Source organism: Halopiger goleimassiliensis, assembly GCF_000455345.1.
Taxonomy (GTDB): Archaea; Halobacteriota; Halobacteria; order Halobacteriales; family Natrialbaceae; genus Halopiger_A; species Halopiger_A goleimassiliensis.
In genome coordinates this window covers 160,947-176,103 of the sequence record NZ_HG315691.1, presented here as the reverse complement: position 1 = coordinate 176,103, position 15,157 = coordinate 160,947, and the positions used below count along the sequence as shown (strand labels likewise).

Sequence of the window (15,157 nt, the reverse complement as noted above, 5' to 3'; positions counted from 1 at the left end):
TTCGACCCCTCCCCACGGAAAGGAACGCGTTCGCACCCGGGGCCGTCGATTTGCGCGACCTTGCAACGGGGTAGGCGACGATTATTTCACCGGACCGAACCGCGTGACCCGACCGGCCGTCCTCGCCACTCGAGGGCTTGCCCGACGACCGAGCACAGTACGGATCCCCGAGCTGACGGCGTTGGCGCGCCAATGCGGGCGATACGGCGCGTGGTCCGACGCTCGTTGGGTGTCCTTTCGTGGAACGAGCTACCGTGGGGCATCTACACTATTGACCGAATGGGGGATGGTTCCGAATATCGGTGCCTGATTGCTGGCTGACGACCGGGTTAGGTTAGAAGTGGAACGCTCTGAGCGGGTCGGAAAAACGAACGGTCGTCCGAAAAACCGCCAGTCGATCCGTGGTCAGTGATATGTCATGTAGTCCGGATGGCTCGAACTCCGCGTAAAGTAACCGATGGCTCAACAGCGTATTGGACGCCTGAAACGCTCTCAGCGGGAGTGATACGCGATAGATAACAAATAGTCGGTCGCTTGGTGTGATCACATGGGTGAAACATGGACGATCTGACCGGGTTTCAGCGGGATCTGTTGTACGTGATCGCTGGAGCCGACCAACCCTCGGGCCAGGACGTCAAGGAGGAGATCGAAGGCTACTACAGCTCCGAGATCAACCACGGCCGGCTGTACCCAAACCTCGATACGCTCGTCAACAAGGAACTCGTCGAGAAGGGCCAGCTCGACCGTCGGACGAACTACTACGCCATCACCGACGACGGCCTCGAGGCGATCGAACAGCGCCGCGAGTGGGAGCGCCAGTACGTCGACGTCTAGCTCGAGTCCGGCTCGAGGCGATCGACCCTCGATCGTGCCCGCTGGCGGGCGCAGAGCGCCCCGTCTGTCCGGAGCCGACCGCTCGTCCTGCACCGCGATGGGAGCCGGTAGGATCGCGAGTGCTGCGAGCCGCACTCGCGATCGATCTTCTCGGTGTGACGAGTATCGGAGTGAGTTTGCACGACGTCCCGTTCGTCCCGTTCGGACTGTTTGATCCGTTGACTAGATGTGCGAACTGAACGGTGAGTTCGAACGAAGGACAACGAAACGAAGCGTCCTGCTATCGTGGACACGGGGAGTGGCCACGCCGCTCACGGGTCACTCCGTTCCCCGTTCGCATTTCGAGGCGCTCACTCCGTTCGCGCCTCGCACTCCCCAGCCGATTCACTCGCTCCCTCCGGTCGCTCGTTCATCCCTCGCGCGGCCTTGACGGCCAGCCTCACGGTCGTTCGGCTGGCCGACAGCGCGCGCCACCGCACGCAGTTGGCCAGATACGAACCGGTAACTACACAGCCTGTACTGATCGATTCATTCGGCCCAGATACAGCCCTCTTTCTCGCGGTCCGGAAGCGAGGAAGCCCGCGTCAGGACGGGCCGAGCGCGAGCCAGCCGTCGCTTCTCGGCTCGCCCTCGAGCGGGCGGCCGCGGGCGGTCCAGAGGTGACGCACGGCACCGACGGTAAACGCGAGCGCGCCGAGGATCATCGGCGTATCGCCGAGGGTTCGCGCCCACAGCAGCGTCTGGATGTCGTCGCGTTCGTAGAACGCGAGGCTCCGCGCGGTCGCGTACCCCTCCTGGTAGGCCGCCTGCAACTGTCGGAAGCCGATCGGGAGCAAGGAGGCGACGGTCATCACCGTGAGGCCGACGTTGGTCAGCCAGAACGCCCCGCGGAACCAGGTCGGGTTCCACGCCTCCTCGGGGGTGACGACTCGGAGCACGTACGTCCCCAGCCCGAGGGCGAGCAGGCCGAACGCGCCGAACGTCGCCGTGTGCGCGTGAGCGACGGTGAGGTAGGTGCCGTGTTCGAAGTAGTTGATCACCGGCAGGTTGACGAAGAAGCCCAGCACCCCGCCGCCGACGAAGTTCCAGACGCTCGAGCCGACGATAAACAGCAGCGGCAGCGTGTAGGGGAACGACTCGCCCTGGGCCTGTAGCGTGCGGTACTCGCCGAAACTCCGGTAGAGGACGAAGATCAGCGGGACGAACTCGAGCGTCGAGAAGGTCGTCCCGATGGGGACCCAGACGTCCGGGAGGCCGACCCACCAGTAGTGGTGGGAGACGCCGACGATGCCGGCGGCCATGATCGCAAAGACTTCGAAGAGGATCGCTCGCTCGGCGTCGGCCTGCTCGAGGAGGTCCATCGAGACCAGCGCGACCGAGACCACGGCGGTGACGAAGAACTCGAAGACGCCCTCGACCCACATGTGGACGACCCACCAGCGCCAGAACTCCGTCACCGCCATATTCGTCTCCGGCGTGTAGAGCATGCTCGCACCGAACATCAGCGCGATCGACCCGCCGGCGTAGGTCATGAAGTGGCCGAGGCCGGTCGGCGGTTCGTCGAGTCGCCGGACGCTCCGGAGCACGAGCCCGGTCCAGCCGACGAGCGCGCCCAGCAGGCCGACCTTCCAGACCCGGCCGGTCTCCAAGTACTCGAGTCCCTCCGCGCCGAACCACCACCAGCGGTCGCTCTCGTCGGGCGAGCCGAGTTTCCCCTGCATGCCGAGCCAGACGCCGGCGAACGCGCCGACCGTCGAGACCACGAGCGCCCCCAGGAGGAGCGTCGCGGCCGCGGCCTGCCAGGGCGGATCGCTGTCGGTGAACAGCCCCGGCAGGAAGAGCCCGCCGGCGAGCCACAGCGTCGTGATCCAGAGGACGGCGAGGTTGACGTGCCAGGTGCGGCCGATGGAGAAGGGAAGCAGGGAGACGACGTCGATCCCAAGTGCGTCGCCGATGCCGTAGAAGCCGGTGCGCTCGACGTAGTAGTGGGCCAGCAACGCGCCCACGAGTGCCTGTGCGAGAAAGAGTCCGCCAGCGACGGGCACGTACCACGCCGCGGCGTACTGGGTCGGCGTGATCGAGACCGAATCGGGCGAGGGGACGTCGACGAGTTCGGTCGTCGGCTCGGCGAAATCGTACGCGTGGTAGGCCCAGACGCCCGCGCCGCCGCCGGCGATCAGCAGGACGACGCTGATCGTGCTCCAGACGAGCACCTGGCCGGTCGGCCGGTTGCCCGCCGCGGGGACGTACGGCCAGTCGTTCGTGTAGGAGTGATCGGATTCGGGCCGGTTGGTGTGGGACATCCACGCGGTCCACAGCGCGAAGTCGGCGATCCGGGCGGCTTGCTCGGCCGAGTCGACGAACCCCTGCGGGACCCCTCGCTCCGGCGCGCCGCCGTAGTAGCGGTCGACGTACTCCTCGCGGATCCGCCGGTGTGCGTCGGCCTCCGCCGCCGAGTAGGTCGCGACCGCTCCCTCGGGCGCGTCGGCGTCGAGTTCCCGTTCGACCCGTTCCTCGACGGCCGCCTGCGCGCCCGCCTCGAGGTCGTCGAACGCGCCCGCCCCGCGCTCGCGGGCGTAGTAGTCCCGCATGAACGCGGCTTTTCGCTCGAGGGCGTCGGCGGTGAGGTCGGCCCCGAAGTACGAGCCGTTACCGAGGACCGAGCCGTGGTTCATCAGTCCGTTGGCCTGGAAGGCCTTCTTGCCCAGGCGGACCTGCTCCGCGGTGACGATGGGGTCGCCGTCGGGGCCGCGGATCTCGTCGGGGATCGGCGGAGCCTTCCGGTGGGAGAGCCAGGCTCCGACCCCCATCGCGACGAGATTGGCGACGAACAGCGCCACGAGCGCTTTCGACCCTTTCGACCTCGAACCGAACGTCGAGAGGTCGAGACTCTCCGTCGACAGCAGCAGTTCGCCGACGAGGTCGAGGGCCGTCCGCGCGGTCGCCCCCGCGTCGCCGCCCGCGACCGTCGACGCCAGCGCCGGCAGCGCACGGACGAGCGAGCCGTCGGCCGGTCCCGTCTCGGAGCGCGCGAGCAGGGCGACAGCCGCGGCCGCGACGATCGCCCGCGTCGTCTCGCCCGACGCGTCCGGCGTGATCGGTCCACCAGCCCGTCGATACAGGGACGCGCCAGGGGCGTCCGATCCGTCGCTCGCGCTCCTCTCGAGCGAATCCGCGGTCTCGAGCGCCGCATCGCGGTCGTCCGCCGACGCGGCCTCGAGTCCCGTCTTCGCCTCCTCGAGCGCACGTTCGACCGCGTGGCCGACCGCGACCGCGTCCCGCTCGCGGATCGCCCCGAGCAGTTCCGTGGGCGACTCCGACTCGAGGTCGAGGGCCGCTCGGAACCCGGCGACCGCGTCCACGAGGGGATTGGTGGCGGGGTCGTCGCTTTCGGCCTCCGTCGGAGCGGCCGATCCCTCGTCGGACGTCCCGGCCAGTTCGTCGGCCGCGTCGGCGTACGAGCCGTTCTCGTCGTCGAGCGCCCCCTCCTCGAGCAGTTCCTCGAGTCGGTCCGCCGCCTCCGTGCCGAGTTCGGCGGCGACGGCCTCGCGAATCGTCTCGAGAGTGTGCTCGTCCAGTCGCGTCTCGTCGAGCCGGTACCGTCGCAGGAACGCCTCGAGTCCCCGGTCGGTCACCTCGTCGACGGATGCCTTGAGGTCGGTGTCCGCGAGTCGGTCGGCGAGCACCGATTCGAGCGTCTCGCTCGCCCGGTCGGTCACGGCCGCCCGTGCCCGGCTCGAGAGGGCCTCGACTGACGCGTCTCGAAGGCGTTGCGAGCGGGCGTCGCCGTCGGCCTCGCGGACGCGGTCGACGCAGTCCTCGACGCTTTCGAGCCGATCGGCGACGGACGCGACCGCCCGTCGGCCGCCGGCCTCGAACTCCTCGACCGTCGCTAGCAGTCTCCTGACAGCCATAAATGACGTTTTTATCACACAGGGCTCGTGCTATAGTGACCGACGCGGCAACTGCAAGGGAGGAACGGGTGCGGAACCGGTGGGCGTCCCGGCATTCGGTTCACCGGCTCGACCGTTCGAACGATCCAGAAGGTGGAGCGGTCGATCGCCGGGATCGATCGGAGTCCAGTTCGAACGTCGGCCCGGTTCCGGACGGGACGGCCAATCCGATTCGTACTCCGGCCTTGCTCGGGGTCGCTCGGCGCTCGCTCTGAGCGGTCGTCCGTTCGGTGGACCCGCTATACCATCCGTTTACGGGCCGATTTGCTCGATCGTACCGACTTACGTGACAATCAACAGCCATAATAGTATGCGGGTGTGCAGTTGCCGTACGGAACCGTCGCCGCGACGATCCGTCTATGGATCTCGCGGCAAATCTGCGATCACCCTCGTGAACCGATGGCGCTTGGACCTGTCCTCCTGATCACGTCGGTTGCAGTTTGTATCGGTCTCGTTAGCACCTGTTGGATCTGTCTCGAGCGAATCGATATCCAGCGAACGGTGGCTGACTTCAAAGCTCACTTCCTCGACGCTGCTCCGTACGTCGCCGCCGCATTGCTGTTTTTCGTTGCAAAACGCGCGACGCATGGGTACAGTCTTCGGATCTCACACGCGCTCGACTGGGACATCACGAGTGAAATCTTCGCCGTCGAGGGAGCGCTCGTCGCGGCCGTGCAGCGCGTCGTGCCGGAGGTGACGCTCGAGTTCTTCACCGTGATGTACATGTTCGGGTTCCCGTACCTGCTCGTGACGGCTCCGGTCCTCTACTTTTTCGTGGGCGCACGCCACTCCCTCAAGAAACTGCTCGTCGCGTATCTCCTCAACTACGTGGTCGGCTCGATCTGCTACACGTTATTTATCGCCTACGGACCGCGGATCCACCTGGCGTCGGTCGACGGGCTGATGTACGACGCGTATCCACAGACGCAATCGCTTACGGCGGCAGTCTCGTCCAACACGGACGTCTTTCCGTCCTTGCACACGTCGCTGGCGGTCGTCGTAGTGCTGCTGGCGTGGCAGTCCAGACGACACCTGCCCCGGTGGCTTCCGATCTCGGCGTTCGTTGCGGTCAGCGTCGTCTTCTCGACGATGTACCTGGGGATCCACTGGGCCGTCGACGTCGTCGCCGGCGTCGTCCTCGCGGTCTGGAGCGTCATCGTTGCACATCGACTCGTCGATTGGATCGAGCGGCCAGCGGGAAGAGATGCCGCGGTCGACGGGACCGAAGACGGTATCTCCTCGAGTACGGATCTCGACGACTGACCGTCGTCCGGGCAGTACGCGGAGTCCGCGTTCGAACTCGAGCGTCTCGAGACTGCTGGTACCGGCTACGGACCGTGGCCGGTCGCATCGTCGATACGACAGCGATCGTGACTGTCAGTCACCAATAAAACTACAACAATCCAATCACTACCATCAGCCGATCGATGGAGGACCACCGGTTTCTCGAATCGGACTGGGACTACTGTCTGGTACTGGATGCGTGCCGGTACGACGTCTTCGAGTCCGTGTACGACGACTACCTCGACGGAACGTTGGAGAAGCGTCGAACCAACGGATCATCGACGCCGGAGTGGGCCTACCGGACGTTCACCGGGGAGCACGACATCGCGTACTTCTCGGGGAATCCCTTCATCAACGACCTCGGGATTCCGTTGAACGAACTCAAGTGGGGGGCCAGTTGCGATTACGAGTGGGCGGCGTCGGATCACATCAGTGAGGTCTTCGACGTCTGGAAGACCGGGTGGGACGACGAGCTCGGAACGGTTCCCCCAGAGAGCCTGGCGGAGGCGTTTCGCGAACACCGCGAGGCGGCCGAACGGGCCGATCGGACGGTCCTTCATTACATGCAGCCCCACGCACCGTATCTCGCGCGCGGGAAAGGCCAGAAGCTCAAGCAGATTCAGAAGGGGATTCGACGCCAGGAGGAGTCCGCTACGGCGACCGACGGGGATGGCGGACGGCTCTCGTCGCTCGGCGACTCGATCAGACCGAAAGTCGAGAGCACGCTCGAGGGGAGCGAACTCGCCCAGAAGGCGGGACTCTGGCTCGAACTCGATCCCAAGGAGCTCGTCACGAACGGCACTCGCGAGGCTGCACTCGAACTTTACGAGGAGAACCTCCGGATCGTGCTCGAGGAAGTCACAGACCTGCTTCCGGAACTGGACGGGACGGTCGTCGTGACCGCAGACCACGGCGAAGCCTTCGGCGAGGAAGGGGTCTGGGAACACCACATCGAGACGTACATTCCGCCGCTCATGGAGGTGCCGTGGCTCGAAGTCGAGTAACCCTCGAGAACGCCGTGAAACGGCGTCCAGTCCAGTCGATGTGCCGGAATCGGATACAGCGGTAAGGGGTTCGGGATGAAGATCAGCCACTACTTCGAGTTCGAGGCGCACGTCACCGGCGGCATCCGCGAGTCCGTCGCTCACCAGCGGAAGATGCTGAACCGACTGGGGATCGAGTACACGACCGAGCCGTCGCTCGAGGCCGACGTTCTCCACTGCAACCTGATGGGGCCGCGCTCGGTCTGGTACGCGAAGCGTGCCCGTTCGCGCGGCGTTCCCGTCGTCGCCCACACCCACGTCACCGCGGAGGACTTCGGGGACAGCTTCCGGTTCACCAACGCCCTGGCGAAACCGCTGAGACCCTACCTCGAGCGGGCCTACGGACTGGCCGACGCGCTGGTCTGTCCGTCCGAGTACAACCGCGGGCTGATCGAGTCCTACACCGACGTGCCGACGACCGTCATCTCGAACGGCGTCGACTGCGAGAAACTCGCGGGCCTGGAGTCGCTCGAGGCCGAGTACCGCGAGCGCTACGACCTCGAGCCGCCGACGGTCTTTCTCGTCGGGCACGTCATCAAGCGGAAGGGACTGGAGACGTTCGTCGAACTGGCCCGTCGATTGCCCGACCTCGATTTCGCGTGGTTCGGTCCGCTGGACCTCTCGTTGAAGGGGCGGGAGACGACGCGCTTGATCGAGGAGTCCCCCGAGAACTGTACGTTCACCGGATACGTCGACGACGTTCGCGGTGCGTACGCGGCGGGTGACGTCTTCTGCTTTCCCACCCACGAGGAGAACGAAGGGATCGCGCTCCTGGAAGCGATGGCCGCCGGCAAACCGATCCTCGTCCGCGACATCGAGACGTTCTCGTGGCTCGAGGACGGCGAGGACTGTCTGAAGGTCGACCCGTCGGAGACGGACGGATCGGACGTCGAGGCGTTCGTCGACGCCCTGGAACGACTGACCGACCCCGACCTCCGGCGACGACTCGGATCGAACGCGGCCGAACGGAGCGAGGCGTTCTCGCTCGAGGCGGTCGCGAACCAGTACCGGACGCTGTACGAGGAGGTGGTCTGAATGCAAATCGGCTTCTTCACTGACAGTTACTTCCCCGAAATCGACGGTGTAACGTATACGATCGACCTCTGGCGCGAGGAGTTAGAACGCCACGGACACGAGGTGTACGTCGTCTACCCGGACGGCGACTACGAACCGGGTGAGCGGGAACTCCCCGTCAAATCGGTTCCGAACCCGTTCTACGCCGGCTATCGCATCCCGTTGTTCAGGCGGCCGTCGACGCTTCCGGACCTGGACGTCGTCCACTGTCACGGACCGGCACCGGTCGGCGTCCTGGGACGGTACTACGCGCGGAAACACGACCTGCCAGCGGTGTACACGCACCACACGCCGATCGAGGAGTACTTCCACCAGAGCGTGACGTTCGAGTCGGTCGCCAACGCCCTCGGCAAACTGTACGTCCCGATGGAGAACGCCTTCCTCCGGAGTTTCGACGTCGTCACGGCATCGACGAACCGTATCGACCGGAACGTCGAACACGTCCCGCTGCCGGTCGGCATCGACATGGAGTTCTTCCGGCCGACCGGGGAGGACTGGTACCCGGACCGGCCAGTGATCGGCTACAGCGGGCGTCTCAGCATGGAGAAAAACGTCGACGAGATCCTTCGTGCGGCCGAGGAACTGCCCGCGTACGACTTCGTCATCGTCGGCGACGGCCCCTATCGCGACCGCCTCGAGCGGGACGCCCCCGAGAACGTCGAGATCAGGGGGTTCCTCCCGCGCGAGGAGTTACCGATCTTCTACTCCTCCATCGACGTCTTCGTCACCGCCTCGACCGCCGACACCCTCGGTCTCTCGACGCTCGAGGCCAATGCGTGTGGCACGCCCGTCGCCGCGGCCGACGTCCCGCCGTTCGACCAGACGATCGGTGCCGGCAACGGCGAACGCTTCGCGTACGGCGACCTCGAGGCGATGGTCGACTGCATCGAAACCTGCCTCGAGACGACTCGCGACACGCGGGCGGCCGTCGAACCGTACTCCGTCGAGCGAACGCTCGAGCACCTGACTCTCCTCTATCGGACGGTCAGGTCCTCGGTCGACTCGGTGCCGACGGCAGTGGACGACGAGTGGGGGTTCGGCACGGACTCCCTGGAGTCGTCGGATTGACGATGCTGTCCCGACCCGGCCGCCGTCGATCCGTCGTCGATCGCTTCCCACTGCGACGCACAGCGAGGACGGGGCGACGGCCGCGTGCGGAATCGTACTCGCGTTCGTTCGCGAGCAGTGCCAACTATCGTATGATCTCAGAACACTACCGTACGGTAACTGATCCGATGGAGTATCGTCCGCAGAGACAGCCCCCGTTAGCGAATCACGGCCTCTGTCGACGATGAACGACGCTCGCGTCCTGATCACCGGCGGTGCGGGATTTATCGGTTCGAACCTAGCGAACCGGCTCGCGAACGAGAACGACGTGACCGTCGTCGACGACTGTTATCTCGGCACACCGGAGAACCTCTCCGATGCCGTCGAGTTCGTCGACGCGAGCGTCCTCGAGGACGACTTACCGACCGACGTCGACGTCGTGTTTCACCTCGCCGCGCTCTCGTCGTACGCGATGCACGAAGCGGATGCCGCGAGAGGTGCGAGGGTGAACGTCGAGGGGTTCGTGAACGTCGTCGAGCAGGCCCGGGAGGCCGGCTGCGAGACGATCGTCTTCGCGTCGACGTCGTCGGTCTACGGCACCTGTACGGAGCCAACGGCCGAAGACGTCGACGTGACGGCAAGCACCGGCTACGAGGCGTCGAAACTCGCCCGCGAGCGATACGCCGAGTACTTCGCGAATCACTACGGCCTCTCGCTGGCCGGGCTCCGCTTCTTTTCGGTCTACCAGGGCTACGACGGGGCCGAGTCACACAAAGGGGAGTACGCGAACGTCATCGCTCAGTTCGCCGACGACGTGGCGAACGGTCGGTCACCGAAACTGTACGGTGACGGTACGCAAACGCGGGATTTCACCCACGTCGACGACGTCGTCCGGGCGATGATTCTGACGGCCGACCACGAGTTGACCGGCGTCTACAACGTCGGTACCGGTGACCGCCACTCGTTCAATCGCGTGGTCGAACTACTGAATCGCGAACTGGGGACCGACGTCGATCCGAGCTACGTCGACAATCCGATTCCCGAATCGGTGTACGTCCACGACACGTGCGCGGACGCTTCGAAGTTCCGTGCTGCGACGGGGTGGAACCCCCGGATCTCGCTCGAGGAGGGTATCGAGCGCGTCTGCGAACCGTACCGATAGCCGACGCCGCGGGCGTAGCGCCGCTCGTTTCCGGCGGCGTCGGGCAGTCGGTACGGGGTTCGCTTCGGAACGCTCGCTGTGGTGACCGGCTCGGTCGGATCGCTCCCCGGAGCGCCGGCATCGGGCCAGCGATCGGATTCCGTGCCCGTACTGGACGGAGCAGGCACGATCAGACGTTTCAAGTCGGTCGATACGTCTTCGCCTGTATGGGCGGCAGAGAACGGAACGCATTCTATCTCGGCGTGTTCGGAGCGATCGCCGTCTTCGTGGTCCTGCTGACGCTCGTCGGGGCCGACCGCGTCGTCGCGTCGCTGGCCTCGGCGCGACCGGTTCCGGTCGTCGTGACGTTCGCGTTCGCGCTGTGTTGGCTGACCGCCTGGAGTTCGATGTTCCGGACGATTCTCGCCGGCCTCGGCGTTTCCCTCACCTTTCGTACGGCGTTTCTCGTCTATAGCGGGGCTGTCTTCGCCAACAACGTGACTCCCTTCGGTCAGGCGGGGGGCGAACCGGTCGCCGCGGCGCTCGTCTCGAAGCTCGTCGGTTCACGCTACGAAACCGGTCTCGCCGGCATCGCGAGCGTCGACGTGCTCAACGTGATTCCGTCGCTCTCGCTCCTCCTCGTCGGTCTCGGCTCCTACGCGACGACCGCCACCGTCGGTGATCGCCTCGAGGCCACCGTCGGGGTCACGTTCGCGCTCGTCAGCGCCGTCGTTCTCGTCGTCACGATTCTCTGGCGGTACCGATGGCTCCTCGTCGATCGGGTTCCGGCCCTCCTCGCTCCCGGCGTCAGTCGACTCGGCATCGACCGGTTCGCCACCGGCGACCTCGAGGGGGAGGTGACGGATCGCATTCGTCGGTTCGTCGAGAACCTCGAACGGATCGGGACGGACCGGGGGCGACTTCTCGCGGCGGTCGCCCTCTCGTTGGCGGGATGGCTCTTCCAGGCGGTCGCACTCGCCGCGGCGTTCGCGTCACTCGGTCACAGCGTTCCGCTGTCCGTCCTGTTGTTCGTGATTCCGCTGGCCAACGTCGCGGGGGCGGCACCGCTCCCGGGAGGACTGGGCGGAATCGAAGCCGCGTTCGTTTCGCTACTCGTTCCGACCACAGGAATCGAGGCTTCCGCCGTCACCGCGGCCGTCCTCATCTTCCGCGGGGCGGTATACTGGATGCCGATCGTCATCGGGGGGACGTCGGTATCGCTGTTCGGCGTCCGCGTACTCCGGTGATCGACCGGGCCTATCTCGGCTGAGCACACCCGCCGTACCGACCCTGCTGAGATGCTGCCGCCAGGTCCGGCCGAACCCGCACGGATACCGTCTTGCTCCCTGCCCCGCTTACCGCTGCCGGGATCCGGGCTCCGGTGTCGAAACTGCGGTAACGAACGACGCTCGCAGGCCGAACTCCTATCTCAGCACCCGGGGAACCAACCCACTGGCCGTGGTTTCGGACGGGAAAGCTGGTCGACCGCCGTCCGGAGCCGAGATCATGCAAGAACTGAACATCGCACTCCTCTCGATCGGCGGATTGACGCTCGTGGTGAGTCTCGTTGCGGGGGTGATTCGAGGCAAGGTCTACTTCCTCTCGGAACCACTCGCAGCGGTGCTACTGGGTATCGTTATCGGCCCCCTTGGGCTCGGACTGATCCGGCTCTCCGACTGGGGCGATCCGTTTACGATTCTGGAACAGTTCGCCCGCTTGACCGTCGGACTCGCCGTCGTGGGCGCTGCGCTCCGGCTCCCCCAGTGTTACGTTCGGACGCACGCGAGATCGATGGCCGCCATTCTCGGCCCCGGAATGGTCGGGATGTGGATCGTAAGCGGCGGTCTCGTCTACCTCCTCCTGGACGTTTCGCTCTGGATTGCACTGCTCATCGGGGCGATCGTCACACCCACGGATCCGGTTCTCGCCGGGACGATCGTTACGGGTACCACGGCGGAGCAGTACATCCCGGCACCAATCCGAAATCTCCTCACCGGTGAGTCGGGGGCCAACGATGGATTGGCGTATCCACTCGTCTTCCTCCCGCTTCTCGTCCTCCAACACGCGCCCCAACGGGCGATCACCGATTGGCTGCTCTCGACGCTCCTCTGGGAGGTCGGTGCCGCGATCTTCGTCGGTGCCGTTGTCGGCACCGGTGCCGGGTGGATCGAACGCGAGTCCCGGACCCACGACTTTCTCGAGGAGACGTCGCTGTTGAGCGTGACCGTCGCCCTCACGTTCACCGTACTGGGCGGGGTCAAGTTGCTGGGAAGCGACGGCATTCTCGCGGCCTTCGTCGCCGGGTTGCTGTTCAATCAGTTCGCGGACGCGGGCGACGAAGCCGACGAGCAGAAGGTCCAGGAGACGGTGCTTCGCCTGTTTACGTTCCCGATCTTCGTGTTCTTCGGCCTCGCGTTGCCCGTCGACCAGTGGGTTTCGCTGGGGTGGGCGGGCGTCGCCCTCGCTGCTGGAGTGTTACTCCTGCGACGACTGCCGATGATGCTCGTGTTTCGACAGGTGGTCCCGTCGGTCGAGGGCGACCGCGACGCGCTGTTTGCAGGGTGGTTCGGTCCGATCGGGATCGCCGCGTTGTTCTACGCGACGGTCGCACACCGGATACTCGGGGACGAACTCATCTGGACGACGGCCAGCCTCGTCATCGCGAGTTCGGTGGTCGTCCACGGGCTCATGGCCACGCCGGCTACGAAACTGTACGGGAACGTGATCGACCGCGTGCAACCGGACTCGTCGGACGGAACCGACCACTCCTCCGTCTTCACTGACGGGTGATACTACTATGTGGCTCCTGACCGAACGTGCCACATGCTTGATTTCGTTCTCGTTCCCGTCGACGGCAGCGAGCCGGCGGCTACCGCGCTCGACTACGCCCTCGAGATCGCGGCCACTCACGGGGCGACGATACAGTTGCTGTACGTGGCGGACACGAACAAACCAAGTCTCACGCAGTACGGGGGCTCCGTCGTCGACGTCCTCGAACGGGACGGCGAGGACGTCCTCGCGGACGCGCGCGAACGAGCGACGTCGCAGGCCGTCCCCGTCACCGACGATATCGTTCAGGGGGATCCGCGAGAGGCGATCGTCGACGCGGCAGCACCTGACCTCGTCGATCTCGTCGTACTGGGGACCCACGGCCGCGATAGCCTCGAGAAGTACGTCCTCGGGAGCGTCACGGAACACGTCGTGAACGCGTGCGAAATCCCCGTCCTGGCGGCTCGTACGGGCGAAGACGCGAGCCAACCGCACCCGTACGACGACGTTCTCGTTCCGACCGACGGAAGCGAGACCGCACGACAGGCGCTGGAAGTCGCCGCGGAGATCGCGACCTACTACGGCGCGACGCTGCATCTCCTGTCGATCGTCGACGAACCCGCACTCGGAGTCGCAGTCGGCTCCTCCTCGGTACGAGAGCAACTGAAAGCCGACGCTCGGGAACGCGTCGCCGACGACGCGTCGATCGTGCGGCAAGCGGGCGTCGACGAGGTCGAGACGACGGTCGAAACGGGCGCGGTGCCGGAGACGGTCCGGTCGGTCGCGACCGACGTCGATGCCGACCTCATAGCGATGGGAACGCACGGGCGAACCGGGCTCGACGACCGATTTCTCGGCTCGACCACGGAACGAGTGCTTCGAACGGCACCGGTGCCCGTCCTGACGGTCGGCGTCGCTGGGGACTGAGTCACTGACGTACCCGCCGTACGTATCGCGACGATCTATACCCTGCAGGATTCGAACCTTGTGGAGACGGTCACGCTTGCTTCGCTCGCGTGCTGCGACTCCCCGGGTTCGAATCGTCAGTGCAGCATTACGTGCTGCCCGCGAGTTGTTCGCAGCACTCCATGGGCCCTGACGGATTCGAACCATCGACCACTCGGTATCCCACGAAACCCGATGACCGGATTCCGATATGAGCCGAGCGCTCTCACCAGACTGAGCTAAGGGCCCTCGTGTCGGGTCAAAAACGGGGACTGTAGTTAACAGTTACTCTCCGGCCCCTCCGGCGACGAGACTATGTGTCCGGCGGCCGAAATTCGCCCCGATGTCGGATCAGCGTCGACTCGAGCGGTTCGTCCGTTCGACGCTTCGGGGGGCGGGCGAGAGCTACGAACAGCTACGCGGGTCGGCCGACGGCCAACTCGAGGAGGCCCGCGAGGCTTACCGCGCGGCGAAACACGCCCGCAGCCTGCCCACCGACGAGAACGACCGGGCGAAGATCGTCTGCCGCCGCTACGCCGAACGCCGGGCCGTCAGACTCGACGATAAGTATCGGCCGGCCTGCTTCGAGGCCGACCACCCCGACTGCGAGGGCTGTCTCGAGGACACCTACGACGGCCGCATCGAAACCTGGTAGCGCTCGCGGTGCGTGGGACGACCGTTTTCGGATGTAGATCGGCGTTGCGTTCGACTCCCCCTTAATGAGTCGGTTGGTTGACTAAATCGTTAGCTGAAAGATCTGGCGACGGACCGGAGCGTTCTGCTATCGTGGACACGGGGAGTGACCACACCCTCCCCAGCCGATTCACTCGCTCCCGTCGTCTGCTCACGGGCACGGCGGGGCGGCTGCGCCGCCCCGACATCGCGGCGCGTAGCGCCGCGCTCTGCCCGTTCGCATGGTATGCGGGACCTCGGTCCCGCACTAGTCGCTCGTTCATCCCTCGCACGGCTTCGTCGGCCATCCTCACAGACGCTCACGGGTCGCACTGCTCCCCGTTCGCGTTTCGAGGTGCTCCCGGAGGTCGCACCTCGCTTCGCTCGGCTGGCCG

11 protein-coding genes and 1 tRNA gene are annotated in these 15,157 nt (G+C 65.5%); 10 read left to right on the top strand and 2 right to left on the bottom strand.

Going from position 1 to position 15,157, the window contains the following annotated elements; all coding sequences use genetic code 11:
* Positions 1-558: 558 nt before the first annotated feature.
* Positions 559-834, top strand: a complete 276-nt coding sequence (locus tag TX79_RS15665; RefSeq protein ID WP_049928584.1) for a PadR family transcriptional regulator — start codon at positions 559-561, stop codon at positions 832-834.
* A gap of 584 nt (positions 835-1,418) precedes the next feature.
* Here the strand turns inward: TX79_RS15665 and TX79_RS15660 are convergent.
* Entirely contained in the window at positions 1,419-4,748 is a 3,330-nt protein-coding gene (locus TX79_RS15660; RefSeq protein ID WP_049928583.1) for a cbb3-type cytochrome c oxidase subunit I, read from the bottom strand.
* A gap of 438 nt (positions 4,749-5,186) precedes the next feature.
* Here TX79_RS15660 and TX79_RS15655 point away from each other — a divergent pair, with 438 nt between their 5' ends.
* The 8 genes from TX79_RS15655 to TX79_RS15620 all read left to right on the top strand — a co-directional run bounded on the left by TX79_RS15655 (position 5,187) and on the right by TX79_RS15620 (position 14,072).
* A complete protein-coding gene (locus TX79_RS15655; protein ID WP_049928582.1) occupies positions 5,187-6,050 on the top strand; it encodes a phosphatase PAP2 family protein in 864 nt (287 codons plus the stop codon).
* 164 nt (positions 6,051-6,214) lie between these two features.
* Positions 6,215-7,075: a hypothetical protein gene (locus TX79_RS15650; protein ID WP_049928581.1), complete on the top strand. Its 861-nt coding sequence runs from the start codon at positions 6,215-6,217 to the stop codon at positions 7,073-7,075.
* A 75-nt stretch (positions 7,076-7,150) separates the two neighbouring features.
* Positions 7,151-8,149 (top strand): glycosyltransferase family 4 protein, encoded by a 999-nt coding sequence (locus tag TX79_RS15645; protein WP_049928580.1) that lies wholly within the window; start codon positions 7,151-7,153, stop codon positions 8,147-8,149.
* Positions 8,150-9,256: a glycosyltransferase gene (locus tag TX79_RS15640; protein WP_049928579.1), complete on the top strand. Its 1,107-nt coding sequence runs from the start codon at positions 8,150-8,152 to the stop codon at positions 9,254-9,256.
* Between the two features lie 223 nt (positions 9,257-9,479).
* Complete coding sequence (locus tag TX79_RS15635) at positions 9,480-10,397, top strand: NAD-dependent epimerase/dehydratase family protein (RefSeq protein ID WP_049928578.1); 918 nt, start codon at positions 9,480-9,482, stop codon at positions 10,395-10,397.
* A 206-nt stretch (positions 10,398-10,603) separates the two neighbouring features.
* Positions 10,604-11,623 carry a lysylphosphatidylglycerol synthase transmembrane domain-containing protein gene (locus TX79_RS15630; protein WP_049928577.1) on the top strand — a complete coding sequence of 340 codons (1,020 nt, stop codon included), beginning with the start codon at positions 10,604-10,606 and terminating at the stop codon, positions 11,621-11,623.
* A gap of 259 nt (positions 11,624-11,882) precedes the next feature.
* The gene (locus TX79_RS15625; protein ID WP_049928576.1) at positions 11,883-13,166 is read left to right on the top strand and encodes a cation:proton antiporter domain-containing protein; all 1,284 of its coding nucleotides are present in this window, start codon (positions 11,883-11,885) and stop codon (positions 13,164-13,166) included.
* Between the two features lie 33 nt (positions 13,167-13,199).
* Positions 13,200-14,072 carry a universal stress protein gene (locus tag TX79_RS15620; RefSeq protein ID WP_049928575.1) on the top strand — a complete coding sequence of 291 codons (873 nt, stop codon included), beginning with the start codon at positions 13,200-13,202 and terminating at the stop codon, positions 14,070-14,072.
* 162 nt (positions 14,073-14,234) lie between these two features.
* Here TX79_RS15620 and TX79_RS15615 read toward each other — a convergent pair.
* A tRNA-Ile gene (locus tag TX79_RS15615) sits at positions 14,235-14,339 on the bottom strand.
* A 94-nt stretch (positions 14,340-14,433) separates the two neighbouring features.
* On the opposite strand from TX79_RS15615, the gene TX79_RS15610 reads away from it, so the two are divergent.
* Positions 14,434-14,745, top strand: coding sequence for a DUF7091 family protein (locus tag TX79_RS15610; protein ID WP_049928574.1), 312 nt, complete (start codon positions 14,434-14,436; stop codon positions 14,743-14,745).
* Positions 14,746-15,157 lie beyond the last annotated feature (412 nt).

Coding starts and splice junctions, on each gene's coding strand:
- TX79_RS15645 (WP_049928580.1), top strand. CDS start 7,151: ATGAAGATCAGCCACTACTTCGAGTTCGAGGCGCACGTCACCGGCGGC.
- TX79_RS15620 (WP_049928575.1), top strand. CDS start 13,200: ATGCTTGATTTCGTTCTCGTTCCCGTCGACGGCAGCGAGCCGGCGGCT.
- TX79_RS15610 (WP_049928574.1), top strand. CDS start 14,434: ATGTCGGATCAGCGTCGACTCGAGCGGTTCGTCCGTTCGACGCTTCGG.
- TX79_RS15635 (WP_049928578.1), top strand. CDS start 9,480: ATGAACGACGCTCGCGTCCTGATCACCGGCGGTGCGGGATTTATCGGT.
- TX79_RS15625 (WP_049928576.1), top strand. CDS start 11,883: ATGCAAGAACTGAACATCGCACTCCTCTCGATCGGCGGATTGACGCTC.
- TX79_RS15640 (WP_049928579.1), top strand. CDS start 8,150: ATGCAAATCGGCTTCTTCACTGACAGTTACTTCCCCGAAATCGACGGT.
- TX79_RS15655 (WP_049928582.1), top strand. CDS start 5,187: ATGGCGCTTGGACCTGTCCTCCTGATCACGTCGGTTGCAGTTTGTATC.
- TX79_RS15650 (WP_049928581.1), top strand. CDS start 6,215: ATGGAGGACCACCGGTTTCTCGAATCGGACTGGGACTACTGTCTGGTA.
- TX79_RS15630 (WP_049928577.1), top strand. CDS start 10,604: ATGGGCGGCAGAGAACGGAACGCATTCTATCTCGGCGTGTTCGGAGCG.
- TX79_RS15665 (WP_049928584.1), top strand. CDS start 559: ATGGACGATCTGACCGGGTTTCAGCGGGATCTGTTGTACGTGATCGCT.
- TX79_RS15660 (WP_049928583.1), bottom strand. CDS start 4,748: ATGGCTGTCAGGAGACTGCTAGCGACGGTCGAGGAGTTCGAGGCCGGC.